Genomic DNA, 25,125 nt, shown 5'->3' on the forward strand with positions numbered 1-25,125 from the left:
TGCCCTTTATGCCGCGCCGACCACTTTCGCCGACTTCTCAAAACGCTTGCGCTCGTTCGGATCGAGATAGAGCTTGCGCAGGCGGATGGTCTTCGGCGTCACTTCGACCAGCTCGTCGTCCTGGATCCAGGCCAGCGCGCGTTCCAGCGTCATGCGGATCGGCGGTGTCAGCTTCACCGCCTCGTCCTTGCCGGCGGCGCGGATGTTGGTCAGCTTCTTGCCCTTGAGCACGTTGACTTCGAGGTCGTTGTCCCTGGAATGGATGCCGATGATCATGCCCTGATAGACCTTGACGCCGGGGTCGATGACCATCGGGCCGCGGTCTTCCAGGTTCCACATGGCGTAGGCCACCGATTCACCCTGTTCGTTGGAGATCAGCACGCCGTTGGTACGGCCCGGCAGCTCACCCTTGTAAGGTTCATAGGCATGGAACAGCCGGTTCATCACAGCGGTGCCGCGCGTGTCGGTCAACAGTTCCGACTGGTAGCCGATCAACCCGCGCGTCGGTGCGTGAAAGACGATGCGCTGGCGATTGCCGCCCGAAGGGCGAAGCTCGACCATCTCGGCCTTGCGCTCCGACATCTTCTGCACGACGACGCCGGCATGCTCCTCGTCGACGTCGATGACGACTTCCTCGACCGGCTCCAGCAATTCTCCGCTGTCGCCCTTCTGCATGACGACGCGCGGCCGCGACACGGCGATCTCAAAACCTTCGCGGCGCATCGTCTCGATCAGCACGGCCAGCTGCAATTCGCCGCGGCCGGAAACGAAGAACGAATCCTTGTCAGGTGATTCCTCGATCTTCAGCGCGACATTGCCTTCTGCCTCGCGCAGCAGGCGGTCGCGGATGACGCGGCTGGTCACCTTGTCGCCTTCGGTACCGGCCAGCGGCGAATCGTTGACCAGGAAAGACATCGTCACGGTCGGCGGATCGATCGGCTGCGCGTGCAGCGGCTCGGTCACCGACAGGTCGCAGAACGTGTCGGCGACGGTGCCCTTCGACAGGCCGGCAATAGCGACGATGTCGCCCGCCTGCGCCTCGTCGATGGGCTGGCGCTCGAGCCCGCGGAAAGCAAGGATTTTCGAGATTCGGCCGGTTTCGACCTGGGTGCCGTCATGGTGCAGCACCTTGACCGCCTGGTTGGATTTCAGCGTGCCGGATTCGATACGGCCGGTGATGATGCGGCCGAGGAACGGATTGGCTTCCAGGATGGTGCCGATCATGCGGAACGGGCCGGGATGAACGGTCGGCGCCGGCACGTGCTTGATGACGAGGTCGAACAGCGGCGCCAGAGCCTGGTCCTTCGGACCTTCGGGGTTTTCCGAGACCCAGCCGTCGCGGCCTGAACCATAAAGGATAGGGAAGTCGAGCTGCTCGTCGGTGGCGTCAAGTGCTGCAAAAAGATCGAACACCTCGTTGACCACTTCGACGTGGCGGGCATCTGGCCGGTCGATCTTGTTGATGACGACGATCGGCTTCAGTCCAACCTTGAGTGCCTTGCCGACCACGAATTTGGTCTGCGGCATCGGCCCCTCGGCGGCGTCGACCAGCACGATGGCCGAATCCACCATCGACAGAATGCGCTCGACCTCGCCGCCGAAGTCGGCGTGGCCGGGCGTGTCGACGATGTTGATGCGGGTGTCCTTCCAGTCGACCGAGGTCGCCTTGGCCAGGATGGTGATGCCGCGTTCCTTTTCGAGGTCGTTCGAATCCATGGCGCGCTCGGCGACGCGCTGGTTGTCGCGGAACGAGCCGGACTGTTTCAGAAGCTGGTCGACGAGGGTGGTTTTTCCATGGTCGACGTGCGCGATGATCGCGATATTGCGGATTTTCATGTTTCGGTCTCGGGAGCGTTGCAGGCAGCAGGCCAAAAGGCGCTGCCTCTTTCGGTTGGGCGGCTCATACAGGGTTTTTCGCAATTGCGAAAGAGGAGGCGAGCCACCAAATAAAGTCACCAAATCTTAAATGTCTTGGTGTGAAGTGGAATTATTAACCAAGGCGGAACCTTTCATGGTCCGGACAGTTCGAATTTCATGATCGAGATAGGCATCAAACTCCGGCCGATTTTGGCATGTACCGCGCTCGCCGTCCTCCTCGCGGCCGGCGCGGCGCAGTCGGCGGCGTCGTTCAAGGAGACGCGGTCTGCTTTGCCGTCCGACAAGCCGTCGGCGGAGCAGCTTTTTGCCGATGCTCCCGATGGCGTCGATCCGGTGGTGACCGGGCCGGTCAGCGCCGCCTTCAAGCAGCGGCAGCAAAATGCCGGATGCGACAGCGCCGTCTGGCCCAACATTCCCGTCGTCTGCTATCCCGATTGATATACGTCCTACCCTCGGGCTGGCCCGAGGGTAGTGACGCCGTCGCTCACGCCGACCGCACCGGATCGAGCGTGACCTTGTAGAGTTCGCTGTCGTCGCGATCCATCAGCCGCACCGTCAACTGCTCGGTGGCGCCATCGATTTCGACGAGCCCGAAGAACTGCAGGCCGGCCGAAGGCGGTAGGTTTTGACCCTGTTCGGCAGTTGGTGCCTTTATGAACTTCAGCTCCGGGCCGAATGTCATATCGAAACCATTAGGCCCGAACGTGCGGAATGGATCGGACCCGAAACGAATTCCCAAAACGGATTGAAGTCCTGGAACTGCGCCTTGTCCGGATTGTAGTAATGCGCGGCTGTGTAATGCACGTCTGCGGTGAGCCAGACAGTGTTGCTGATACCCGCATTCTTTATATAGCGAAGAAGGTCGGCAATTTCCAGCTCACGCCCTTTGGCCGGGCCATTGTCGCCATTGCTGACCGCCTCGGCCCCTACCTTCTTGGTGCCGTCGTTCCAGACGACGAGGCCGAGCGGCATGTCGGCGGCGATGATTTTCCAGGTTGCGTTGGAATTCGCCAGTTCACGCTTCAGCCACTTGATCTGCTGTTCACCGAGGATGCGCGATTGCGGCGTCATCGTCTCCTGCATATCCGAACCGTTGGGGCCGCGGTAGGAACGCATGTCGAGGAAGAACACGTCGAGCAGCGGACCATAGGCGATCTTGCGGTAGACGCGGCCGGGCTCCGACGGCTCGTAACGGATCGTCGTCATTTCGTGGAAGGCGCGCGCCGCACGTGCCGCCAGCACATGGATGGATTTTTCAGTGTAGCGATCGTCGGCGCTCAGGTCCTTCGAGTCCGACCAGTTGTTCAGCACCTCGTGGTCATCCCACTGATAGAAGGTCGGACAGATGGCGCTGAGCGCCAGCACATGCCTGTCCATCATGTTGTATTTCCACTGCGCCCGGTATTCGTCCAACGTCTCGGCAACCCTGCGCTTCTCGTCGATCAGCACTTTGTTTTTCCACTTGCCGCCGTTGGGCAGGTCGACCTCGTCCTTCATCGCACCATCGGCATAGATCGTATCGCCCGAATGCAGGAAGAAGTCGGGCGTGTGCTTGGCAATGGTGGCGTAGGTCTTCATGCCGGTCTCGTCGATGCCCCAGCCTTGGCCGGCGGTGTCGCCCGACCAGGCAAAGCGAATGTCGCGCTTCGAGGCAGGTGCCGTGCGGAAGCGGCCGACGACCGGCTCGGAAACGGCGTTGATGTCGGCAAGATCGGCCGCGACCATGCGGTAGAAGATGTCCTGGTCGGAGGCGAGATCGGTAAGCAGCCGCTTCACCGTATAATCGCTGGCCGGCGAGGTATCGAGCGGCGCCAGGCGGACGGCATTGGTGAAGCTTTCGGTCGACGACACCTCGAACATGACGCGCGACGGCCGGTCGGTGCGTGTCCAGACCATGCCGCTGGTGGCATCGACGTCGCCGGATTGGATGCCATGGGTGAACGCCGGGCGCTGATTGGCGCGCGAGTAATAGGGAAGGGCGAGGCCCGAGGCGCCGACCAGGCCAACGGCGCTGGCCGACGTGACGAAAGCGCGCCGCGTCATCGAAATCTTGTTCATGGCTGTCTCCTGGATGGCATTGAACGTCGCCGCCAAGCTCCAGCTTCAATGTTTCAGGCACATTTCGAAACGATGAAGGTTTGATAACAGTGAACAGGCTGGCGAATCTCCCTCGTTGAGGGGGAGATGTCGCCGAAGGCGACAGAAGGGGGTCGTCTCGCACGGAGCGCCGGCCTCCTGCATCGGCGATAAGGGGCCGAGCCCAGTCGGACCGACCCCCTCTGGCCGCTTCGCGGCCATCTCCCCCTCAAGGGGGGAGATTAGCACGGCCGATTGCGCCCTATGCCGCCTGCGGTTCCGGATCAAACGCCGGGCGGGTGGTATTGATCAGCAGCGAGATGCAGGCGGCGGCTATTGCCGTCATACCGGCGATCAGGAAGGCAAGCTCGTAATTGCCTTGCAGCTCGCGCATGGTGCCGCCGAAGAAGGCCGCTGTCGCGGCGCCAACCTGATGGCCGGCGACGATCCAGCCGAAGACGATCGGTCCGCTGCGGTCGCCGAACGCCTCGTTGGAAAGCCTGAGCGTCGGCGGCACCGTGGCGATCCAGTCCAGTCCGTAAAACACGGCGAAGATGATCAGGCTGGTTGCCGAAAAGCCGGAATAGGGCAGATAGATCAGCGACAGGCCGCGAATACCGTAATAGACGCCGAGCAGCTTGCGCGGGTCGAAACGGTCGGTGAGCCAGCCCGACAGCGTCGTGCCGATAAGATCGAAGATGCCCATCATCGACAGCAGGCCGGCGGCTTGCACTTCGCCTATGCCCATGTCGCCGCAAAAGGCGATCAGGTGCGTGCCGACCAACCCGTTGGTGGTGAAGCCGCAGACGAAGAAAGTGGCGAACAGATACCAGAAGACGCGCGTGCCGGCGGCGCGGCGCAGCGTGCTCATCGTATGCGCGAGGAAATTGCCTTGCGCGGCAGGTGGTGACGGCGGCACGTCGTCGAGCTCGGCGCCATAGCGCACCATGCCGATGGAGGCCGGCCGCTCCGGCACCAGCAGCCAGACCAGCGGCAGCAGGCAGGCGGTGGCAACCGAGACCGCGATGACAACCGGCCTCCAGCCGCCCGACTGGGCGAGCGAGGCGAGCAGCGGCAGGAAGACCAGCAGCCCGGTGGCACTGGACGCCGACATCAGTCCCATCACCAAGCCGCGATTGGTCTTGAACCAGCGGTTGACGATGGTCGCGCCGAGCACGGTGGCGACGGCGCCCGAGCTGACGCCGGAAAACACGCCCCAGGTGAGGAGCAGATGCCACGGTTTGGTCATCAACAGGCTGAGCGCGGTCGATCCCGACATCAACAGCAGCGCGGCAAGCAAGGTGCGGCGCAGCCCGATCCGCTCCATCAACGCCGCGGCAAACGGCCCGGTCAGGCCATAGAGGAAGATGCCGGTGGCCGCCGCCAGCGACACCACGTCGCGCCGCCAGCCGAAACTGTTCTCCAGCGGCAGCATCATGACTGCCGGCGCCGAACGCAGGCCCGCTGCGATCAGCAGGCAGAGGAAGATGACGGCGACCACGACGAAAGCGTAGCGCTGGCCAAACGGGCGGGATTGAGTTATCATGTTACTGACCGGTACGTTGCAGGAGCGCGAAACATACGTACCGACCGGTAACATTGTCAACCAGCTAATCGGCAGACCAGGCATGAAAAGCATTGAACCAACGATCAAGGCCAATGACGCACCGCCGCCTCGCGCCGCCGAACGGATTCTCCAGGTGGCGCGCGATCTGTTCTACCGGCAAGGCATCAGGGCGATCGGCGTCGACGAGATCGTGCGGCGTGCCGGCGTCACCAAGCCCAGCCTCTACCGCAGCTTTCCGTCCAAGGACGAGCTGGCCGCATCCTACCTTCGGCACTATGACCTCGAATTCTGGGAGCGCTTCGACGAGGCGGTGAATGCCCATCCGGGCGATCCGCGCGCGCAGATCGTCGCCTTCCTGACGCGTGTCGGCAAGCGTACGCAAAGGCCCGATTATCGTGGCTGCGGCATGACCAATGCCGCGGTCGAATATCCCGAACATGGCCATCCGGCCCGCGTCGTGAGCGAGGCCAACAAGCAGGAATTGCGCCGCCGCCTGCGTGCCATGGCGGCGGCGATGGGCGCCGGCGACGCCGAGACGCTGGGCGACGGGCTGCTGCTGCTGATCGAGGGCGCCTATATTAGCGGTCAGTTGTTCGGTGCCGGCGGACCGGCGCAGTCAGTGGCCCGCAACGCCGATCTTCTCATAGAGGCAAGCTTGAAGAAATAGTGGTCCGTTTTACCAGACCACTGTGCGCAGCCTGACTTCCTCTAGGCTGCTGCTAAATTTGACGGTACGCTGCGCCCCCCGAACTGAGTTGTTCCGCCATGCGCGCTCTCTTGATCCCGCTTGCCCTCGCCGGTTTCTGCCAGGCGGCCCGGGCCGGCGACATATCCAGCGTCTATACCGATCTCGATTGGGAGAAGGACTGCGTCACCTATGCCCAAGCGGAGGAAGGCGACGGCGACTGGGCCGATCTCGCCTGTTCGGGCTACCGCGGCTACCCGGTGCTGGTTTCCTACGACGACGCGCGGGAATCGCTGTTCTACGGCTTTCCACCTGGCGATATGACCACGGTCTGGGAAAGCTTTTCCGGCCTCAATTCGGCTGGACCCAAGGTCGAGTGGCGGATCGAAACCAACGGCAAAACTGCCATTCCCTTCGCCGTCATTCATCGTCGCTCGATCAGCGATACCGAGGGCGAGAACAAGTCGACGGAAGTGCTGATCGTCGCCAAGGTTGCCCAGCCTGACGCCCACGAAGGTTGCACGATCGGCCTTGTGCTCGCCACCGGCAATCCCGCCGCCAACGATCAGGCGCGCAAGCTTGCCGACGAGAAGGCACGCACCTTCGCCTGCGGCAAGGACAGGCGTGAGGTGCTTGGCGACGCGCCCGCTTTCGGCCGCGTCGACAACTGATTATTTGCGCCCGATAATTACTTGCGCCTGGCCCGCTCGATTGCCTCGACGATCATCTTCTTGGCATAGGCCGCATCGTACCAGCCTTCGATCTTGACCCATTTGCCGGGTTCGAGATCCTTGTAGTGCTCGAAAAAGTGCTGCACTTGCTGGCGGGTGATGTCGGGCAATTGCGTGTATTCGTGGACGTCCTCGTAGCGCAAGGTCAGCTTGGGCGAAGGCACCGCGATCACCTTCTCGTCCTGGCCGGCATTGTCCTCCATCACCAGCACGCCGATCGGCCGCACATTGATGACGCAGCCTGGCACCAGCGCGCGCGTGTTGCAGACCAATACGTCGATCGGGTCACCGTCGCCCGACAGCGTATGCGGTACGAAACCGTAATTGCCGGGATAGCGCATCGAAGTGTGAAGGAAGCGGTCGACGAACAGCGTGCCAGCCTCCTTGTCCATCTCGTACTTGATCGGCTCGCCGCCAATCGGCACCTCGATAATGACGTTGACGTCCTCGGGCGGGTTCTTTCCGCTGGCAATCGCTTCGATACGCATCGCTTTATCCCTCTCTCGATTGGAGATCGATAGCGGGCGACGGCGAATGGTGCAATGCGGCGAATGGTACGGGGAGATCGTCCGAACCGAAAACCGGCCGGATCATGCGCTGGCCGTCATTCCCAGACGAAAGCGACCTTCTTCAGCGCCTTCTGCTCGAATATCTCGACGCCTTCGGCAACATCGCGGCCACCGGCGCCGGCATAAAAGGCAAGTGCGTTCTGATTGTCTTCCAGCGCCCAGACCACCATGCCTTTCAGGCCATGGTCGGCCAGCCGTGCCCGCGCGGCCGAGAACAGCCGGCTGCCGAGCCCGATGCCTTGATATTCCGGCCGCAGGTAAAGTTCGTAGATCTCGCCCTGCTGCCTGAGTTCGCGGGCGCGGTTCTTGCCGATCGTCGCATAGCCGGCAATTTTGCCGCCGATTTCGACGACCAGGACGGTGGCAGCGCGGCGAATGGCATTCGCCCACCAGTCGGCGCCGCGGCGGTTGATCATCGATGTCAGCGTGCGGTGCGGGATGATGCCCGAATAGGCGCCGCGCCAGGCCTCGAGATGCACGTCGGCGATGGCGGCTGCATCGCGCGGTTCGGCTTTCCTGATGTCGATGCTCAGCGTATTCATGATTGGTTAACCATAAACCCGCTGCGCCCGATTGCAAGAGTCCGGTCAACCGCCGCGATGCTTTCACACAGCCGGACGGTGCGTCCTTGAGACGCTGCGAAACCGCTTTTGGCGAGATCAAATCTCGACCAGATGGTCGTCCAGTTCGTTGCTGTCGCCGGTCGAGACCGGAAAATGCTCGGCCAGTACCGCACCGACTGCTTGGATCGCCTTGACGAACCCCTCGGCAAGCCGATCGTCGCCGGCATGCGCCGTAAGGTCGCGGACGACACCGTCCCAGACATGCTGGCCGACACGAGAATCGATCCCGCTGTCGGCGACCACCTCGGCGTAGCGCTCGGCAATCGAGACGAACACCAGCACGCCAGTGCGCGCCGTGGTGCGGTGGACGTTGCGGGCGAGGAACTGCTTCATCGCATTGGCGTGGGCGGCCTGGTAGCGCAGCCGCCTCGGCACCAAATGGATGCGCAATGCCGGCAATGCCCACAACAGGATGAGCACACTGGCAAGCGCCAGAAGCTCGGCGATGACGAAATGCGGCAAGCGGATCGACAGCCACCAGGCTTCCAGCCCATAACCGACGGCGAGGCTGACGACGAGCATGCCGAGCATCGCCATGAAAGCGGCCGGGAAGAAATAGCTGTCGCTGGCATGCGCCACGACGCAGTAGATCTCGCCGTCGGTCTTTGATTCGGCAGCGCGGATCGCACCGGCGATGCGCTCATGATCCTCGGGGCTGATCGGTCGTGTTGCCATGATTGATGTCTCACCAGCTTCCTGAAGAACCGCCGCCGCCGGACGAACCGCCGCCGCCTGAAAACCCGCCGCCGGAACTTCCGGACGACCAACTGCTGCTGGAGCTTCCCGACGACCAGCCACTGCCGGACGAGGTCCCCGACGTCCAGGCACCGCCACCGGAGGATGACGAAGCTGGCCGGCGGCCGTAGCGGAACGTCATGCCCAGCCACTTGTACACGCCCGGCGACAGTTTCGTGCCGAAGATCGGCGGCAGGAACGCCATTGCCAAGCCGCCGAAGAACATCGTCGCCCACAGGACAATGAACAGCATGAAGATGGGATCGACAGGATTGTCATTCGCCGGATTGCGCTTGCCGCGCGCCTCCAGTTCTTCGGGATTGCCTTCCAGCACCATGATCATGTCGTCGACGGCCTTGCTGATACCGCCAGAGAAATCGCCGGCACGGAAGGCCGGCACCATGTCGTTTTCGATGATCAGCTTGGTGTGCAGGTCGGTCAGCGTGCCTTCCAGCCCATAGCCGACCTCGATGCGCATCTTGCGGTCGTTCGGCGCCACCAGGAGCAGGACGCCGTTGTTCTCCTTCGCCTGGCCCAGTTTCCAGGCGCGGAACAGCCGGTTGGCGTAAGGCTCGATCTCCTCGCCGTCGAGGCTGGGGATGGTCGCGACGACGATCTGGTCCGAACCCTTCGTCTCGAACTCGGCAAGCTTCTGCGTCAGCGCCGCCTCGGTCGCGGCATCGATGATGCCGGCATTGTCGACGACCCGTCCGGTCAGTGCCGGCAGTGCGGCGGCGAAGGCCGCGAAGCCGACCAGCAGCACCGCCATGGCCAACAGCGCGGTGCCGATCGTTTTGATGAAACGGCCGGATTCCACCGGGCTGATGGCGTGTCTTGTCATCTCGTCACCAACTTCCCGATGAGCCGCCGCCGCCGGACGAACCGCCGCCGCCGGAAAACCCGCCACCGCTTGAACTCGACGACCATCCCCCGCCGGAACCTCCCGACCAGCCGCCGGACGACCGCCGGTTTGGCTCGAAGGTCATGCCCAGCCAGCGATAGCGGCCGGGACCGATCTTCTGGCCGAAGATCGGCGGCAGGATGGAGGCTGCGAGGCCGCCGAAAAAGATGATTGCCCAGATGGCTATGAAGATCGTGAAGAACAGATCGTCGCTGTTGAACGGCGGCTGCTGGTTGCGTTCGCCGCGCGCCTCCAGTTCTTCGGGATTGCCTTCCAGCACCATGATCATGTCGTCGACGGCCTTGCTGATGCCGCCTGAGAAATCGCCGGCACGGAAGGCCGGCACCATGTCGTTTTCGATGATCAGCTTGGTGTGCAGGTCGGTCAGCGTGCCTTCCAGCCCATAGCCGACTTCGATGCGCATCTTGCGGTCGTTCGGCGCCACCAGAAGCAGGACGCCGTTGTTCTCCTTCGCCTGGCCCAGTTTCCAGGCGCGGAACAGCCGGTTGGCGTAAGGCTCGATCTCCTCGCCGTCGAGGCTGGGGATGGTCGCGACGACGATCTGGTCGGACCCTTTCGTCTCGAACTCGGCAAGCTTCTGCGTCAGCGCCGCCTCGGTCGTGGCATCGATGATGCCGGCATTGTCGACGACCCGTCCGGTCAGCGCCGGCAGTGCGGCGGCAAGGGCGGTGAGCGGGAGGAGGAGAAGGCTTTGGAAGACGAGCAGGAAGGCCAGGCTGGCGTTCTGTCGCGCCCCCCTCTGTCCTGCCGGACATCTCCCCCTCAAGGGGGGAGATCGGCTGTCACAGCTGTTTTCGCCAATCTCCAACGATGCAGGATGGGCGGTGAAGCCAAAGCTGCCAATCTCCCCCCTTAAGGGGGAGATGCCCGGTAGGGCAGAGGGGGGCGCTACGGAGTGCAAGGCCAATAGGGACCACGCTCACCGGCTGTTCTTCACCCGCCTTGCGTGGTGTTGGTGCCGAAATCGACCTTCGGCGGCTGCATCTTATCCTCCTCGATGGTGAAATTCGCAAACGGCTGGTTGCCGCGGAACCACAAGGTCGCCCAGATCACCGACGGGAAGGTCCTCAGCGTCAGATTGTACTCTCTCACTGCCTGGATATAGTCGCGGCGGGCGACCGTGATCCGGTTCTCGGTGCCTTCGAGTTGTGCTTGCAGCGCCAGAAAGTTCTGGTTGGCCTTGAGATCGGGATAGTTCTCCACCACCGCCAGCAGGCGCGACAGCGCGCTGGTCAGGCCGGCCTGGCTGTCCTGGAATTTCTTGAAGGCTTCCGGATTGTTCAGCGTTTCCGGCGTCACGGTCACCTGCGTCGCCTTGGCGCGCGCTTCGACCACGGCATCGAGCGTGTCCTTCTCGTGCGCCGCGTAGCCCTTGACCGTGTTGACCAGATTGGGGATGAGATCGGCGCGGCGCTGGTATTGATTCAACACCTCGCTCCATGCGGCCTTGGCGTTTTCCTCAGCTGTTGGAACGGTGTTGTAGCCGCAGCCGGCAAGCAGCGGCAGCATGACGGCCATAACCAGGAACGCAGCTAAATTACGGAAGATTGGCGGCGAAGAAAGGCGCTGGGCAAGCATGATAAGTCCCCTCGATAGCATTGGCAGGCGAAGCATTAGCACAATCCTTGCGTAAGAAAATGACTTCGGCCGAGAAGTGTTACTGGTTTCTGCCATTCGCCGTCGGGCCCTGTGACAGACGAGGCGAACGGGTTAAGCTCGGCATAAAACGGGACATCACCATGGCGAAACGCCACGACAGCGACGCGGAATCACGCCGCATCATCGAACGGGTGGCGCGCGAGACCGACCCGGGGGGCACCTCGTTCCTTGCACGAACCACTAAAGGCGCGCGCGACCACGTCACCGCGGCCGATGCCGACCGGTCGGACCCGATCGAATATTGGGGCACCCGCATCGGTCGGGCAGCGGGCTTGCTTATTGCCATCGGCCTGTTGATCTGGCTCGTGCTTTTCGTCACCAGGGGCAGTTAGGAAAATCAATGAGTGCCGAAAAAACCGACGCGCCGCGCGCGGTCATCGTCGTCTCCAGCCATGTCGCCCGTGGCTCGGTCGGCAACCGTGCCGCTGTCTTTGCGCTGGAGACGCTCGGCTTTCCGGTTTGGGCGGTACCGACCGTCATCCTGCCCTGGCATCCGGGCCATGGCCGGGCCACCCGCATCGTGCCGCCGCTGGACCAGTTCAAGGCGCTGATGGCCGACCTCGAGCGCGCGCCGTGGCTGGGCGAGGTCGGCGCCGTGCTGTCCGGCTATCTCGGCGAGGCTGGCCAGGCCGAAGCCGTCGCTTCGCTGGTCGGCGCAGTGAAGGCGAAGACGCCGGACGCCCTCTATATCTGCGATCCGGTGATGGGCGATTCGGGCGGGCTCTACGTACCTGAGCCGACCGCAATCGCCATGCGAGACCGGCTGATGCCGATCGCCGATATCGCCACGCCCAACCGCTACGAGCTGGAATGGATGGCCGGAGCGCCGCTGCCCGACTTGAAATCGGCAATGGCTGCAGCCCTGCAGGCCGGCCCACCGGCCATGCTGGTCACATCGGCGCCGGCGATGATGGCCGGCGGCACCGGCAATTTACTGCTCGCCGGCAGAGAGGCACTGCTTGCCGAACATCGCCTGATCGAGAAGCCGCCGAATGGGCTCGGCGACCTGACGGCGGCCGTCTACCTGGCGCGGATCCTGTCCGGCCAGCCGGCCGCCAAGGCGCTGCAATCGACCACGGCGGCGGTCTACGAGATCCTGGCGCGGACCGCCAAGCGCGGCGGCGACGAGTTGCAGCTCGAGACCGATGCCCAGAGCCTATCGCACCCAATGGCGATGGTGCAGCTTCGCCATCTGCTGCATCCGGAACGGGACCGCCGGGCGTGACGCAGGCCGAAGACGCCGTGCCCCAGGATGATGCGCCCTGGGGTGTTGTGCTTGTCGGCGTCGACGGTTGCAAGGCCGGCTGGATAGCCGTCCGCCGCGATCCCGGTGCGGCACCGTCGACAGCCGTTTTCCCAAGCTTCGCGGCGTTGCTCGACCGACTGCCCGCCGACTCGTTGGTAGCGGTCGATATGCCAATCGGCCTGCCCGATTTCTCGCAAAGAGGCGGTCGCGGCCCGGAGGCGCTGGTGCGGCCGCTGCTCGGGGCCCGGCAGTCCAGTGTCTTTGCCATCCCCTCCCGCGCCGCGCTCTACGCGGAGATCGAAGCCTTCACCACTGTCGACGCCTGGTACGCCGCACATCGCAAGGCAAGTGAGATAGCCAGGACGACCTCAGATCCGCCGCGCGGTGTCTCGATCCAGGCCTTCGGCATCTTCGCCAAGATCCGTGAGATCGATTCGCTGCTGATCGCGCGCCCCGAACTACGCAGCCGCGTGTTCGAATCGCATCCGGAAGTTGCCTTCTGCAAACTGAACGGCGACCGGGCGATGCGCCTGCCGAAGAAGATCAGGGGCAACATCAATCCGGCCGGCATGGCCGAACGCAAGGCGCTGCTTGCCCGGCATGGTTATAGCCAGGATTTTCTCGACCAGACGCCGCCGCGCGGCGCGGCCGCCGACGATTTCCTCGATGCTGCGGCGATGATGGTGGTTGCCGGACGCATCGTCAGAGGCGAGGCAATGCCGTTTCCGGATCCGCCGCTCGCCGATCGTTTCGGCATTCCGGTCGCCATTTGGGCCTGAGGACCGGGGGCGTCAGGAGCGTGATCTGAGCGCCTCGTTGAGTGCCCACATATCCTTCTCCTCGGGCGCGGTCTCCAATCCGAGCACGGGAACTTGCTTACGCAAATGGTCGTGGTGGGTGCGCACGCCATATTCGAGATCGGAGAGGTAAAAACCTCCGAAGGCTTCGGACAGCATGGATTCGTTGGACCATATCGAAAGCTGTACATCCTCGGCCAGCGTGTCGCGGTCGATGCGGTAGGATAGGTAGCGGGCTGCCGCCTGTTCCCTGGTCTCGTCGCGATAGCGGTAGATGGCGCCGCGCAGCAGCGTCTCACCCGTCGACAGCGGAAATTCCTGATAGAACTGCACCGATTCCGGCATGATCGACAGCACGTTGTTCGGGAAGATGCCGTAGTAGATCCAGGCCTTGCGCAGGTGTTCCGGCAGGTGCTTCGCCTCGGGTGCGAGCTTGATGTACTGCGCGACGCTCCAGCGCCGTCCGGCATGCGGATTGTAGGTGGCGAACGAGCGCGACACGCCGTTGACGAACGGCTCGTCGAAATAGGTCGCACCGTAAAGGTCCTGCAGCGCCGGATGCGCCATGGCGACGTGGTAGCCTTCATTGTCGACATCGCGCACCGATTTCCAGTTGACCGGCGTCTTTTGGGTCCAGATGCCCCAGGACGGCACCATCTCGGCGACGCCGTAATGGGCAATCTCGGCTTCGATCGGCTTCAACAGCTCGGCCACCGATGGCTGCGGCCCACCCTTGCGGAAACGGATGAAGATGAAGCCCATCCAGATTTCGAGCTCGAGCGGCATCAGGCCGAATTCAGTCTTGTCGAGGTCGGGGAAGGTGCGGGGGCGGGCAGCACCGCGCAGCGTGCCGTCGAGATTGTAGACCCAGCCATGAAAGGGGCAGACCAGCGCATTCTTGCAAGTGCCCTGGCTGTCGGCAACGACGCGACTGCCGCGGTGGCGGCACATATTGTTGAAGGCGCGTACAACGCCATCCTTGCCGCGCACGATCAGCGCCCGCTCGCCGACCACATCCATCGTCAGATAGTCGCCGGCGTTCGGCACGTCGCAGACATGGCCGGCGATCTGCCAATGGTTGCGGAAGACGTGCTCTTTCTCGAGTTCGAGCAAGGCGTCGGAATGATAGCTCCAGCCCGGCAGCCCCCGCCGATCCCAATCGTTGGGGGTTGCCACGTCACGCAGATGCGGGTTCATAAAAGGCTCTTTATTTATTGAATACTCGTTCAATAAAAGCATATTTTCCGTTGAAATGCAATGGCTTGGGAAAATGGGGCGAATTCTTGACGGGAAATCGAGCGGGATTCGAGAGCCCAGTCCGAACGATCGAAGTCGAGAAAATCCCGGGAATTCCAGACGTTAATCCCCTTACACTTGTTGACCGCCCGACGCTCTGTGGGCCTGGAAAAGCGACGTGGATCTGGTGCCGTGGGTAGCGGAAAACGAGCACAGAATGCCACCGGTGCTGCCAGCTACGCCGGATCGGTTTGCCCAGGAATGGCCGCGGGCTTGGTTTCATGCCGGTTACACAGTCGTTAATCCATCATCGTTGGCCGGTTACAAGGTGCGATTAAGTTCGTTTCAACAGGGAAAAGAAGAAGACCGAAGGAAACGACGATGCGTACGAAAATCCAGATCACCGATACCGACCTTCGCCAGCAGGGTCCCCAGCGTAACGACCGGCGCCCGAAGCTGGCGCTGCGCCAGCGCGCCAGTGATCATCCGATGGCGATGTTCATGCTGCTGGCGGCTGCCGCATTTGCCGGCATGGCGTTGACGCCGACCATCGGTCCGGCCTTCGCCTCACTGAACCCGCCGGCCAACCTCATCGATGGCGCGACAACCACCACCAAGACGGCGCGCCTGCCGATGCCGGAGATCGATTTTGCCTGCAAGGGGCAGGCCTGGGGCGCCGAGAGCCTGGATTGCCTGCGCGTCATCGCTGCGCAGTCGGGCAAGGCACGGCCGGTCCGCATGATCGCCAATGCCGCCCCGCTGGCCGATACGCCGAACGTTTTTTGATTTTTTTGCGAGCGCCCTCCAGCACTCCAGTCAGGCTCCCGCCGCAATGTCGGCCGGGAGCCTTTTTCTTCCGGGACGAGATCGCGGAGTCTAGCCGCCCAGAGCCGCCTGCTCGGCAATGGCCGAGAGCACACCGCGCACATCCAGCGTGCTGAACGGTTTTTCGAGGATCGGCGGTCGCTGCTGCGCCGGCAGCGCTTCGATCTCGCCTTTCGCGCCGATCAGATCGCCGGTGACAAGCACGAAGCGCCGCGCCACACCCGGCATTTCGGCGAGTAGCTCGCGATAGGCGGCTATGCCGCTGGTGCCGGGCATGCGCAAATCGGAAAACACGATGTCCGGCGGCACATGGCCGCTCAGCGTCGCGGCGGCCGAGACCCAGGCCGGCACGACCCGCGACTTGATGCCCATCAGCTCCAGAATATCGGACAGCGACGCGGCGACATCCGGCTCATCGTCTATGATCAGCGCGTGACGCAAGCCGCTCGACCGCGACGGAGCTTCGCCGGCGGCGGCCGCGCCGGCAGCGATCGCCGGCAGCTGCACGATAAAACGCACACCTCTCGGCGAAACCTCCTCGAACCAGATATTGCCATTGTGCCGCTCGATGATCGATTTCGAGATCGACAGGCCGATGCCGGTACCGACACCGACCGGCTTGGTGGTGAAATAGGATTCGAATATGCGTGAGCGTATCGCTTCCGGCACGCCTGGCCCGTTGTCCTCGACCGAGAATCCGGGATTGCCGCGGTCGCTGCGAAACGTCCGGACCTTGATCCGGCGGTCGCCGGCAACGCCGGCCAAGGCGTGCTGGCTGTTGATGAGGAAGTTGGCGGCCACCTGCGTCACGTGGTCGGCATCGGCCATGGCCAGCAACGGGCCGCTGGCGAAATCGGTGTCGATGATGATGCCGCTCGACCGTGCACCATAGGCGGTCACTTCGAGTGCGGCGCGGATCACCTGGTTGAGGTCGGTTTCGGCTTGTGCGGCCGGGTGCAGGCGGACCATCGACAGGAAGCTCTTGACGATACGGCCGCAGCGCTCGGCAGCGGCGCGCACCTTTTCGGCGCGCACCTTGGTCTGCGGATCGGCGGCGAATTCATGCAGCAGCGTCGACTGGGCGACGACCACGGCCAGCGGGTTGTTGAGCTCGTGCGAAACGCCGGCAAGCAGCGAGCCCATCGCCGCCATCTTCTCGTTCTGGTGCAGTTTTTCGCGCTGGCGGTTGATTTCCTCCTCGGCGCGCAATCTGTCGCGCAGGTCGCGGATAGAGCCGAAGATCAGCTGGCGATCGGCGACCCGCATCTCGGTTGCCGTCAGCTCGATCGGAAAAACCTCGCCGGCGGCGTTCTGGGTGACCGTTTCGAGCCGCTGGCCGACCATCGGCGCGCCGCGGCCCGACATATATTCGGCGCCGGACGCATAGCCCTTGCGGTAATATTCCGGCACGACCGTGTCGAGCAGGTCCTTGCCGAGGATATCGCTGCGCCTATAGCCGAACATCTTCTCGGCGGCCGGATTGAATTCGATGATCGAGCCGGTCTCGTCGATGACGATGATGGCGTCGAGAGAGGCCTGCAGCATGGTGCGGCGAATGACGTCGCTGGCATGCGCGTCGGAGGGCGACCGTTCGATGGCATCGCCGATGGCGAGTGCCACCATGTGCAGCGCCGCCTCTTCCTGGTCGGTCCATTCGCGTTCGTGGATGCAGTCGTTGACCGCCAGCGTGCCCCACAAATTGCCGTGCGAAAAGACCGACACCGACAGGAATGACTTGATGTTCTGCTTTTCGAAATCGGTCCGCAGAAAGCCTTCGAGATCGCGTGTGTGCCCGGCGAAGATCTTGCCTTGACGCTCGTCCTCCGCCAGCCGTTCCAGCAATGGGTCCGAATCGACGACCGACTGCATGATGACGGTCGGTGACGCCAGTTCGCCGCCAAACCGGGGGGCGATCCAATAAGCGGCGACCGATTGGGCGAAGCCCTGGCCGGGCAGTTCGCGCAGGCGAAACAGGATGCCGCGGTGACAATCCATGGCTTCGCAAAGCGTCTGGAGAATACCCTCCATTTCGCGTTGCCAGTCGCCGGCTTCGCGCAGCCGACGAACCACATGCACGGCCGCCATCGCCGCGCCCTGCCTGGCGCCCTGCATGTCCGCGCGTGTTGTTTCAGCCGTCATGGTCAGCCGTCATTTCCTGGCCGTGGCTTGCTCAAGCCGCCGGGCCTTAGTTGTTCTCCCCGACTGGCAGCGAGAAGATATAGCCTTCGCCGCGCACCGTGCGCAGGAATTTCGGATTGGCCGGATCCGCCTCGATCTTCTTTCTCAGCCGCATGATGCGGATGTCGACGGCGCGGGACGACTCCGGGTCCTCGACGAAACCGATCGCCTCGGAGATCGCCGCCCGCGTCAACAGCCGGTTGGCGCGCGTCAGGAACACCTCCAGCACGTCGAACTCGCTCTTGGCCATGTCGATGACCGCGCCGTTGGCGCCGGTGACGAGCCTGCCGTCGAGATCGGCGTGAAAGGGTCCGAAGCTCACGGACCGGCGGCCGCCGGATGTTTCAGCCTTGGCCTTTTGTGGCTCGGTCGGCTCCGGAACGCGGCGCAGCACGCTGCGCACCCTGGCCAGCACTTCGCGCAATTCGTAAGGCTTGACGATGTAGTCGTCAGCGCCGAGCTCCAGTCCGACGATGCGGTCCAGCGCGGTACCGGCCGCCGTCGCATAGATGATGCCGATCGGCATTTTCGACCGCATCCAGCGGCCGAGCGACAGGCCGTCCTCGCCCGGCATGGCGATGTCGAGAATGGCCAGATGGAAGGACTGGGTTTCCAAAAGGTCGCGCGCCGCCGCCGCACTTTCGGCCGTGGCCACATCATAGCCGCTGGCGCCGAGATACTCGGCGACCGCATCCCTCAGGTCGGGCTCGTCCTCGACAATAACAATTCGTGCCCGCACGATGCTTTCGCTCCCGCTTTCAGCGGAAAGTAGATTGGGTATAAACATGATGTCCAGCACTCTTCTTGGGTTGCCGTATGCGGGGTAGAAAAACATGGCTGCACGATCCGTTATCGCGCTTGTTTCCGTCGCTGAAGTAATTGCGACCGATCTCGCCGATCATCTCGAGCGGCGCGGTCATGACGTCCGCGCGGCGCGACAGCCGTGGGAGGCCGAATCGCTGCTTTCGGAAAAGGGTATCGATGTCGTGGTTGTCGGCGACAGCGTCAGCCAGGCAGAGGGGCGCGACCTGCTCAGGCGACATGGCGGCGAAGGTGGACCGGATTTCATCCTGATCTGCCGCCCGGCCGATCTGGTCGACAAGGTTCTGGCGCTCGAACTCGGCGCCGCCGACGTCGTCGAAAGCCCGCTCAATGTCAGGGAGCTTGCCGCTCGCGTAGGCGGCCTTCTGGCTCGGCGCGGCAGGAGCGCCGGGGAACTGATCGTGCTGGAGAACGCGACGGTCGATCTCCGATCGGCCATCGTCATGCACCGCTCGGGCACGGAAGAACAGCTGTCCCCCGGGCAGGTGGCGCTGCTCAGGCTGTTCCTGGCCAGCCCGCGCAAGGTGCTGACGCGGGACGACATCATCGCCGCCGCGCCCGCCGAAAATGCCGAAGCCTTCGATCGGTCGATCGATTCGCGCATCGTGCGGCTGCGTCGCAAGCTCGATACCGAAACCATCACCACCATACGGGGTGCGGGCTACCGGTTCGATCCGCCCACGCAATTCACCGATTGAAGGCAGGACGGCCACCCTTTTGTCTTGAGCATCGATTTTCCCAAAACCGGTTTCCACTTTGGGGTCCGATGCTCTTCAGCGCACCACGAGAAGCGACGGGCCGGACAGCATGTCACTGTTCGTGCTGACCTCGCCGGCATGGGCACGTTCCTTCAGCAGCACGGTGGCGAGGCCGGCAATGCCGAGCAGGCCCTGGACATAAAGCAGGGCGGAAAGCACGGAAGCCGCGAATTTCGTTTTCATCCTGTTCGTTCCTCAAAATTGGAATTTACGGGCACTTCAGGGGAACCCCCGAAGCGCCCGCGCCGCCAGCGGAGCCCCCCGTTGCGGCGCGGGCCTTCGGTCCTCTCGGCTGCAAGTTGCCGGAGGCGCCGCGCATCCTCAACGGCCCTAAGCCGCCCCCGCCAGAGGGGCTTGAGCCGGTCGACGCGCAGGCTGGAAACTGTCCAGACCAATCCAGACCGTCGCGAAAACAGTGTTGGCTTCCGATCGTTCGTTGACCGCTGTTTTCGTTAGGTCAACTTTGCCTGTTCGCTGTATCCGGATCATGCCGCCGAGGCTGCGCTTTGTTGCAGCTCGGTTTCGGAGTCAGGTGAATTCCTATCAAACGAAAGACAATCGCGTATTCGCGCCGCGGTTTGGCCGATCCGCCTAGGCAAACACGCCACCGTCATAACGACGTCGTGCAACTGCAAGCTGCTTTGCACGGACCTTTTCTGTCAGGGGAAACAGAATCGAAACACAAACGAGCATCTAGCGAAATCGGCTTGAAACATGACGCCCCGATAAGCCGGTCATCGAATTGAGCCGGCCCCGACCGGCAGAATAGGGGAGACATCATGTACACTGCCATTTCCGCCAAGCTCATCAACATCGCCGCCGCCGTCATCACCGGTGCTGCCTTGCTTTTCGGTGCCGGCAACGGCGCAGCCCACGCCGCCGCCAACAAGATCGTCGCGCGTGTGTCGCTATCGCAGCAGACCATGGAAATCCTGGTCGACGGCCGGCCGACATTCGCCTGGAAAGTTTCGACCGGCGACAGGACGCACGTCACGCCGACCGGTTCGTTCAAGCCGACCCGCATGCATGAAATGTGGTACTCGAAGAAATACGACAACGCCCCGATGCCGCATTCGGTCTTCTTCAGCGGCGGCTACGCCGTACATGCGACAAGCGTCATCAAGCGCCTCGGCCAGCCAGCCTCGCATGGCTGCGTGCGTCTGCATCCGGACAACGCCGCCGATTTCTACCAGCTCGTCGAGGTCTTCGGCCCGGCCAACACCAGCATCGTCATCGTCAAGTGAGCGATACTGCTCTCGTCGCTCTCAAAAAAGGCCGGAAATCCGGTCTTTTTATTGTACAATGTTAGTACAATCTAATCCGGCATTACCGGCATCAGCTTCGGATCCGGCTTTTCGGCGTGATGCGGCAGGTCCTTGCTGGCGATAAAGGTGTAGAACATCGGCACCACGAACAGCGTGAACATGGTTCCGACCAGGATGCCGGTGAAGATCACCAGGCCCATCGAATAGCGTGCCGCGGCACCCGCGCCGCTGGAGATGATCAGCGGCACCACGCCGAGCGCCATCGCCGCCGTCGTCATCAGGATCGGCCGCAGCCGCACCCTGGCCGAGGCGATGATCGCATCGCGCCGCCGCATGCCGTGCATTTCACGCTGCTGGTTGGCGAACTCGACCAGGAGGATGCCGTGCTTGGTGATGAGGCCGATCAGGGTGATCAAGCCGACCTGGGTGTAGATGTTGAGCGTGCCGAGCCCGACATTAAGCGGCACGATCGCGCCGAAGATCGACAGCGGCACCGCCATCATGATGATCAGCGGATCGCGGAAACTTTCGAATTGCGCCGCCAGCACCAGATAGATGACGAGCACCGCCGCCGCGAAGGCGATGATGATCGTGTAGCCCTGTTCCTTCTCCTGGCGCGATTGACCGGTGTAGTCGATGAAGAAGGTGTCGGGCAGGCTTTCCCTAGCGATGTCCTCGATGGTCCTCAGCCCGTCACCGGTGGTGACGGTGGGCAATGGCAGAGCGGAAATCGTGGCGGAGTTCAACTGGTTGAACTGCTCGATGGCGGCCGGCGACGCGTTGGTCGAGATCTTCACCACCGCCGAAAGCGGCACCATCTCGCCTGAGACGCTGCGCACGAAATACTCGCCCAGTTTTTCGGGATTGTCGCGGAATTGCTGTGGCACCTGCGGGATGATGTCGTAGCTGTTGGATTCGCGGTCGAATTGCGCCACCTCGGCACCACCGACCAGAAGCGTCAGCGTCCGGCCGATGTCGGCGATCGGCAGGTTGAGTGCCGCGGCGCGGTCGCGGTCGATCGTCACCGTCACTTGCGGCGCGTCGTAGGACATCGAATTCTCCACGGCGAGGAAGCGGCCGGAGGCCTGCGCCTTGTTCTTGATATTTTCCGCCGCCTCGTAGACTTCGGAGGCCTCGCCGGTCGAGCGCACTACCATCGTGATCGGCAGGCCACCGCCGGAGCCGGGCAGCGTCGGCGGCGCGAAGACGAAAGCCTTGACGCCCGCCACCTTGGCAAGGCGGGCAGTGATGTCTTCCTGAAGTTCCTTCGAGCTGCGCGCGCGCTCGGCCCAGTCCTTGAACGCAAAGCCGACGAAAGCGCTGTTCGTCGGGCCTTGGAACGCGACGGCGGAGAACCGCGCCCTGGTTTCGGGGATATCATTCACCAGCCCGAGAATTTGGTTCACGTAGGTCTCGGTGTAGTCCGACGTCGCATAGCGCGGCGCGTTCACGATAGACAGTAAGAAGCCCTGGTCTTCTTCCGGCGCCAGTTCGCTCGCGGTCTTGGTGAACATGAAGCCGGTCGTGGCGACCAGTGCGATGACGATCATCAGCGTCACCGGGCGATATTTCAGCGAGCCGCTGACCAGCCGCTCATAGAGGTGTTCGACGCGCCCGAACGTGTTGTCGACAATGCGCTGGAAGCGGCTGTGCGAGCCGGCCCTCAGGATGCGTGCCGACATCATCGGCGTGACGGTTAGGGCAACGACACCCGAAAGCACCACCGAGCCGGCAAGCGTCACCGCGAATTCGCGAAACAGTGCGCCTGTCAGGCCGCCGGTGAAGGCCAGCGGCGCGAACACGGCGGCCAATGTTATCGTCATGGCGACGACGGCGGACGAGATCTCGCGCATGCCGTTGAACGCCGCCTGCATCGGCGACAAGCCGTCTTCCTCCATGTGGCGGTGGATGTTTTCCACCACCACGATGGCATCGTCGACGACGAGGCCGATCGCCAGCACCATGGCCAGCAATGACAAAAGATTGATCGAATAACCCAAAGAAAACAGTAGGAAACAGACGCCGATCAACGACAGCGGAATGGTCACGATCGGCATCAGCACCGAGCGGAACGAGCCGAGGAAGAGCAGGATAACAACGATGACGATGGCGACCGCCTCGCCGATGGTCTTGAACACCTCCTCGATCGACGCACTGATCTGCTCGGTTGAATCGTAGACGATCTCCATCGTCATGCCTTGCGGCAGCGTCTCCTGGATGGTCGGCACAATCTTGTGGATTGCCGACGCCGTGGTCAGCGGATTGGCGGCCGGCGTCGGAAAGATGGCGAGAAAGATGCCGGGCTTGCCGTTGAAGGTGACCCTGGTGTCGGTGCTCGCCGCGGCGAGCTCGACGCGGGCCACGTCGCGCAGTCTCACGACATTGCCGTCTTTCGAGCGGAGCGGAAGGGCAGCGAAAGCCTCCGGCGTCTGCAGGGTCGAGCGAACCGTGATCGAGGAAGCCACATATTCGTTTTCGGTATCGCCGGGCGCCGAGAGGAAATTCGATTCGTTGATCGCGGTCAGCACTTCCGCCGCCGTCACGCCGTGCGCCGCCAGTTTGATCGGGTCGATCCAGACACGCATCGAATATTCGGCGGCGCCGAAAATCTGCACGTCGGCGACGCCTTCGACCGTCGAGATACGCGGCCGCACGACGCGCTCGATATATTCGGTGAGCTGTTCCGGCGTCATGTTCGGATTCTGCATCGAGATGTACATCATCGCGAACTGCTGGCCGGTGCCCTTGACGATCACCGGATCTTTGGTTTCGTCCGGCAGATCGCCGCGAACGCTCTGCACCTTCGACAAGACTTCGTTCAGCGCGACGTCGGGGTCGGAGCCGAGTTTCATCTGCACTGTCACGGTGCTGGATGACGGCCGGCTCGCCGATGTCACATAATCGATGTTTTCGGTCGACGCGACGGCACGCGCGATCGGCGCGGAAATGAACCCCTGGATCAGGTCGGCGCTGGCGCCGGGATAGGCCGTGGTGATGGTGATGGCCGTTTCTTCAACCTCTGGATACTGCCGGATCGAAAGGTTGAAGATGCCCTGAAAACCCAGAAGCAGGATCATGCAGGCAAGCACGGTCGAAAGGACCGGGCGGCGAATGAAGAGGTCGGAAAAGCTCATTGCTGGGCTGCCTGCTGGTTCCCTGGCTTGCTCGGATCGATCGTGTTGTCGACGGCAACGGACATGCCGTTGGAGAGCCGGTTCTGGCCGGCGGTAACGACTTCGTCGCCGGGCGGGATGCCCTCCAGAATCTCGACCAGGCCGGCGTTGCGGCGGCCTGGCTTGACGAACACCTGGGCTAGCACGAGCTGCGGCTTCTGTTCTTCCGCTGCCGGCTTGCCTTCCGCTGCCGGTTTGGCTGGGGTAGCGGCCGCCTTTTCGTCGGGTTTTGCCGCGGGTGCCTCGGCTGCGGGCTTGGCAGCATCTGCAGCCGGCTTTTCTCCCGGCTTTGCCTCGGGCGCCGCGCCGTTGGCTTCGGCGGATTTGGCCGGGCGCACCACGAAGACGAAGTCGCCGTACAGGCTGGAAGTCAGCGCCGTCTGCGGCAGCGCCAGCACGTCGTTCTCCTCGGGCAGTTCGACGCGCACCTGAACGAACTGGCCGGGCGTCAGCTTGCCTTCGGGATTGCCGACCTCCGCCCTTACCGTCACCAGCCGGCTGGTCGGGTCGATCTTCGGATCGATGCCGCGGATGCTGCCGGTGAACGGCATGTCGCCGCCGCCGACGCCCAACCGCACCGTCTGTCCGATCTTCAGCTGCGGAAGCTGCTGCTCCGGCACGGTGAAATCGACACGCATCGTATCCATGTCCTGCAAGGTCACCACAGCGGTGCCAGGTGTGAGATACTGGCCAAGGTCGATTTTCGGAATACCGACGGTACCCTTGAAGGGGGCCGTCAACTGCTTTTGGTCGAGCACCGCTTGCAGCTTGTTTACCTGCGCGGCGGAGACCGATGCTGCTGCCTGCGCCGTGTCGAGCGTAGCGTCGGTGCCGACCCCGCGCTTCTGCAGCTCAAGAGCGCGCATCAGCGTCGTCTGGTCGGATGTGGCTTGCGCTTTCGATGCCACGAGGTCGGCCCGCTCGACTTCATCGTCGAGCTGCAGCAGCACGGCGTTGGCGGCGACCTTTTGATTGGCATGGAACAGGATGTCCTTGACGATGCCCGCGGTTTCGACGGTGAGGTCGACGCCCCGTACGGCACTGACAGTGCCGATCGCCTCGATGCCGGGCGTCCAGGACATCGGTTTGACGATGACCGTCGACACGGTCGCGGCCGGCGGCTTCATGGTGGCGAAGAACTGTTTGATCGCATTGTCGCGAAACAGGTTGAAGCCGACGATGCCGCCGCACACCAGCACGAGCAGAATGAAGGCGATGATGAAGCGCTTGATCACGAACAGTCCCTCGGCCACGGCCCAGCATAACGGTCGGATGACCGGAACACATACCTGTGCCTGGTCCCAATTTCAAATGACGGCGATCTTACTGTACCGTCTGGACGGTCTTGTCAATTCCGCCTAAGCTAATGAATGGGGAACG

At 62.9% G+C, this 25,125-nt stretch carries 23 protein-coding genes and 1 pseudogene; 9 read left to right on the forward strand and 15 right to left on the reverse strand.

What is annotated here, in order from left to right; translation table 11 throughout:
* Positions 1-6 precede the first annotated feature (6 nt).
* A complete protein-coding gene (gene typA, locus NKJ55_RS19270; RefSeq protein ID WP_352451241.1) occupies positions 7-1,836 on the reverse strand; it encodes a translational GTPase TypA in 1,830 nt (609 codons plus the stop codon).
* Between the two features lie 198 nt (positions 1,837-2,034).
* On the opposite strand from typA, the gene NKJ55_RS19275 reads away from it, so the two are divergent.
* The gene (locus NKJ55_RS19275; protein ID WP_352451242.1) at positions 2,035-2,316 is read left to right on the forward strand and encodes a hypothetical protein; all 282 of its coding nucleotides are present in this window, start codon (positions 2,035-2,037) and stop codon (positions 2,314-2,316) included.
* Positions 2,317-2,362: 46 nt separating this feature from the next.
* On the opposite strand, the pseudogene NKJ55_RS19280 reads toward NKJ55_RS19275, so the two are convergent.
* Positions 2,363-3,936, reverse strand: a pseudogene (locus NKJ55_RS19280) (alkaline phosphatase D family protein).
* Between the two features lie 280 nt (positions 3,937-4,216).
* Entirely contained in the window at positions 4,217-5,500 is a 1,284-nt protein-coding gene (locus NKJ55_RS19285) for an MFS transporter (RefSeq protein ID WP_352451243.1), read from the reverse strand.
* Positions 5,501-5,582: 82 nt separating this feature from the next.
* On the opposite strand from NKJ55_RS19285, the gene NKJ55_RS19290 reads away from it, so the two are divergent.
* Both NKJ55_RS19290 and NKJ55_RS19295 read left to right on the forward strand, forming a co-directional pair.
* Positions 5,583-6,188: a TetR/AcrR family transcriptional regulator gene (locus NKJ55_RS19290; protein ID WP_292664336.1), complete on the forward strand. Its 606-nt coding sequence runs from the start codon at positions 5,583-5,585 to the stop codon at positions 6,186-6,188.
* 98 nt (positions 6,189-6,286) lie between these two features.
* A complete protein-coding gene (locus tag NKJ55_RS19295; RefSeq protein ID WP_352451244.1) occupies positions 6,287-6,877 on the forward strand; it encodes a hypothetical protein in 591 nt (196 codons plus the stop codon).
* Between the two features lie 17 nt (positions 6,878-6,894).
* Here the strand turns inward: NKJ55_RS19295 and ppa are convergent, their stop codons facing one another.
* The 6 genes from ppa to NKJ55_RS19325 all read right to left on the reverse strand — a co-directional run bounded on the left by ppa (position 6,895) and on the right by NKJ55_RS19325 (position 11,364).
* A complete protein-coding gene (gene ppa, locus NKJ55_RS19300) occupies positions 6,895-7,425 on the reverse strand; it encodes an inorganic diphosphatase (RefSeq protein ID WP_352451245.1) in 531 nt (176 codons plus the stop codon).
* 116 nt (positions 7,426-7,541) lie between these two features.
* Positions 7,542-8,048: a GNAT family N-acetyltransferase gene (locus tag NKJ55_RS19305; RefSeq protein WP_023678138.1), complete on the reverse strand. Its 507-nt coding sequence runs from the start codon at positions 8,046-8,048 to the stop codon at positions 7,542-7,544.
* Between the two features lie 117 nt (positions 8,049-8,165).
* Positions 8,166-8,804: a TPM domain-containing protein gene (locus NKJ55_RS19310; protein ID WP_352451246.1), complete on the reverse strand. Its 639-nt coding sequence runs from the start codon at positions 8,802-8,804 to the stop codon at positions 8,166-8,168.
* A 10-nt stretch (positions 8,805-8,814) separates the two neighbouring features.
* A complete protein-coding gene (locus NKJ55_RS19315) occupies positions 8,815-9,633 on the reverse strand; it encodes a TPM domain-containing protein (RefSeq protein WP_502904494.1) in 819 nt (272 codons plus the stop codon).
* A gap of 76 nt (positions 9,634-9,709) precedes the next feature.
* Positions 9,710-10,552: a TPM domain-containing protein gene (locus NKJ55_RS19320; RefSeq protein WP_352451248.1), complete on the reverse strand. Its 843-nt coding sequence runs from the start codon at positions 10,550-10,552 to the stop codon at positions 9,710-9,712.
* Between the two features lie 167 nt (positions 10,553-10,719).
* Positions 10,720-11,364 carry a LemA family protein gene (locus NKJ55_RS19325; RefSeq protein WP_352451249.1) on the reverse strand — a complete coding sequence of 215 codons (645 nt, stop codon included), beginning with the start codon at positions 11,362-11,364 and terminating at the stop codon, positions 10,720-10,722.
* A 161-nt stretch (positions 11,365-11,525) separates the two neighbouring features.
* Here NKJ55_RS19325 and NKJ55_RS19330 point away from each other — a divergent pair, with 161 nt between their 5' ends.
* From NKJ55_RS19330 to NKJ55_RS19340, 3 genes are read left to right on the forward strand one after another with little or no spacing between them, the layout of a single operon-like run.
* Positions 11,526-11,777 (forward strand): hypothetical protein, encoded by a 252-nt coding sequence (locus NKJ55_RS19330; protein WP_023678142.1) that lies wholly within the window; start codon positions 11,526-11,528, stop codon positions 11,775-11,777.
* Positions 11,778-11,785: 8 nt separating this feature from the next.
* A complete protein-coding gene (pdxY, locus tag NKJ55_RS19335) occupies positions 11,786-12,670 on the forward strand; it encodes a pyridoxal kinase PdxY (RefSeq protein ID WP_352451250.1) in 885 nt (294 codons plus the stop codon).
* The gene (locus NKJ55_RS19340; protein ID WP_352451251.1) at positions 12,667-13,470 is read left to right on the forward strand and encodes a DUF429 domain-containing protein; all 804 of its coding nucleotides are present in this window, start codon (positions 12,667-12,669) and stop codon (positions 13,468-13,470) included. Before pdxY ends, NKJ55_RS19340 begins: the two co-directional genes overlap by 4 nt.
* Before the next feature lie 12 nt (positions 13,471-13,482).
* On the opposite strand, the gene NKJ55_RS19345 is transcribed toward NKJ55_RS19340, so the two are convergent.
* Complete coding sequence (locus NKJ55_RS19345; RefSeq protein ID WP_352451252.1) at positions 13,483-14,685, reverse strand: aromatic ring-hydroxylating oxygenase subunit alpha; 1,203 nt, start codon at positions 14,683-14,685, stop codon at positions 13,483-13,485.
* A gap of 420 nt (positions 14,686-15,105) precedes the next feature.
* Between NKJ55_RS19345 and NKJ55_RS19350 the strand changes: the two genes are divergently transcribed.
* Positions 15,106-15,510: a hypothetical protein gene (locus NKJ55_RS19350; RefSeq protein ID WP_352451253.1), complete on the forward strand. Its 405-nt coding sequence runs from the start codon at positions 15,106-15,108 to the stop codon at positions 15,508-15,510.
* A 90-nt stretch (positions 15,511-15,600) separates the two neighbouring features.
* Here NKJ55_RS19350 and NKJ55_RS19355 read toward each other — a convergent pair whose 3' ends face one another.
* Both NKJ55_RS19355 and NKJ55_RS19360 read right to left on the reverse strand, forming a co-directional pair.
* The gene (locus NKJ55_RS19355) at positions 15,601-17,688 is read right to left on the reverse strand and encodes a PAS domain S-box protein (protein ID WP_352451254.1); all 2,088 of its coding nucleotides are present in this window, start codon (positions 17,686-17,688) and stop codon (positions 15,601-15,603) included.
* Positions 17,689-17,734: 46 nt separating this feature from the next.
* Positions 17,735-18,514, reverse strand: a complete 780-nt coding sequence (locus NKJ55_RS19360; RefSeq protein ID WP_198023578.1) for a response regulator — start codon at positions 18,512-18,514, stop codon at positions 17,735-17,737.
* Between the two features lie 46 nt (positions 18,515-18,560).
* Between NKJ55_RS19360 and NKJ55_RS19365 the strand changes: the two genes are divergently transcribed.
* Positions 18,561-19,247, forward strand: a complete 687-nt coding sequence (locus NKJ55_RS19365) for a response regulator transcription factor (RefSeq protein WP_023678149.1) — start codon at positions 18,561-18,563, stop codon at positions 19,245-19,247.
* A 75-nt stretch (positions 19,248-19,322) separates the two neighbouring features.
* Here NKJ55_RS19365 and NKJ55_RS19370 read toward each other — a convergent pair whose 3' ends face one another.
* Positions 19,323-19,490 (reverse strand): hypothetical protein, encoded by a 168-nt coding sequence (locus tag NKJ55_RS19370; RefSeq protein ID WP_352451255.1) that lies wholly within the window; start codon positions 19,488-19,490, stop codon positions 19,323-19,325.
* A 596-nt stretch (positions 19,491-20,086) separates the two neighbouring features.
* On the opposite strand from NKJ55_RS19370, the gene NKJ55_RS19375 reads away from it, so the two are divergent.
* Entirely contained in the window at positions 20,087-20,551 is a 465-nt protein-coding gene (locus NKJ55_RS19375; protein WP_352451256.1) for a L,D-transpeptidase, read from the forward strand.
* A 71-nt stretch (positions 20,552-20,622) separates the two neighbouring features.
* Here the strand turns inward: NKJ55_RS19375 and NKJ55_RS19380 are convergent, their stop codons facing one another.
* The gene (locus NKJ55_RS19380; RefSeq protein WP_352451257.1) at positions 20,623-23,706 is read right to left on the reverse strand and encodes an efflux RND transporter permease subunit; all 3,084 of its coding nucleotides are present in this window, start codon (positions 23,704-23,706) and stop codon (positions 20,623-20,625) included.
* Entirely contained in the window at positions 23,703-24,980 is a 1,278-nt protein-coding gene (locus NKJ55_RS19385; RefSeq protein WP_502904493.1) for an efflux RND transporter periplasmic adaptor subunit, read from the reverse strand. Before NKJ55_RS19385 ends, NKJ55_RS19380 begins: the two co-directional genes overlap by 4 nt.
* Positions 24,981-25,125 lie beyond the last annotated feature (145 nt).

This window comes from Mesorhizobium sp. M0106 (genome assembly GCF_040322715.1).
GTDB lineage: Bacteria > Pseudomonadota > Alphaproteobacteria > Rhizobiales > Rhizobiaceae > Mesorhizobium.

Coding starts and splice junctions, on each gene's coding strand:
- typA (WP_352451241.1), bottom strand. CDS start 1,836: ATGAAAATCCGCAATATCGCGATCATCGCGCACGTCGACCATGGAAAA.
- NKJ55_RS19275 (WP_352451242.1), top strand. CDS start 2,035: ATGATCGAGATAGGCATCAAACTCCGGCCGATTTTGGCATGTACCGCG.
- NKJ55_RS19285 (WP_352451243.1), bottom strand. CDS start 5,500: ATGATAACTCAATCCCGCCCGTTTGGCCAGCGCTACGCTTTCGTCGTG.
- NKJ55_RS19290 (WP_292664336.1), top strand. CDS start 5,583: ATGAAAAGCATTGAACCAACGATCAAGGCCAATGACGCACCGCCGCCT.
- NKJ55_RS19295 (WP_352451244.1), top strand. CDS start 6,287: ATGCGCGCTCTCTTGATCCCGCTTGCCCTCGCCGGTTTCTGCCAGGCG.
- ppa (WP_352451245.1), bottom strand. CDS start 7,425: ATGCGTATCGAAGCGATTGCCAGCGGAAAGAACCCGCCCGAGGACGTC.
- NKJ55_RS19305 (WP_023678138.1), bottom strand. CDS start 8,048: ATGAATACGCTGAGCATCGACATCAGGAAAGCCGAACCGCGCGATGCA.
- NKJ55_RS19310 (WP_352451246.1), bottom strand. CDS start 8,804: ATGGCAACACGACCGATCAGCCCCGAGGATCATGAGCGCATCGCCGGT.
- NKJ55_RS19315 (WP_502904494.1), bottom strand. CDS start 9,633: ATGGCGGTGCTGCTGGTCGGCTTCGCGGCCTTCGCCGCCGCACTGCCG.
- NKJ55_RS19325 (WP_352451249.1), bottom strand. CDS start 11,364: ATGCTTGCCCAGCGCCTTTCTTCGCCGCCAATCTTCCGTAATTTAGCT.
- NKJ55_RS19330 (WP_023678142.1), top strand. CDS start 11,526: ATGGCGAAACGCCACGACAGCGACGCGGAATCACGCCGCATCATCGAA.
- pdxY (WP_352451250.1), top strand. CDS start 11,786: ATGAGTGCCGAAAAAACCGACGCGCCGCGCGCGGTCATCGTCGTCTCC.
- NKJ55_RS19345 (WP_352451252.1), bottom strand. CDS start 14,685: ATGAACCCGCATCTGCGTGACGTGGCAACCCCCAACGATTGGGATCGG.
- NKJ55_RS19350 (WP_352451253.1), top strand. CDS start 15,106: ATGCGTACGAAAATCCAGATCACCGATACCGACCTTCGCCAGCAGGGT.
- NKJ55_RS19355 (WP_352451254.1), bottom strand. CDS start 17,688: ATGACGGCTGAAACAACACGCGCGGACATGCAGGGCGCCAGGCAGGGC.
- NKJ55_RS19360 (WP_198023578.1), bottom strand. CDS start 18,514: ATGTTTATACCCAATCTACTTTCCGCTGAAAGCGGGAGCGAAAGCATC.
- NKJ55_RS19365 (WP_023678149.1), top strand. CDS start 18,561: ATGGCTGCACGATCCGTTATCGCGCTTGTTTCCGTCGCTGAAGTAATT.
- NKJ55_RS19370 (WP_352451255.1), bottom strand. CDS start 19,490: ATGAAAACGAAATTCGCGGCTTCCGTGCTTTCCGCCCTGCTTTATGTC.
- NKJ55_RS19375 (WP_352451256.1), top strand. CDS start 20,087: ATGTACACTGCCATTTCCGCCAAGCTCATCAACATCGCCGCCGCCGTC.
- NKJ55_RS19380 (WP_352451257.1), bottom strand. CDS start 23,706: ATGAGCTTTTCCGACCTCTTCATTCGCCGCCCGGTCCTTTCGACCGTG.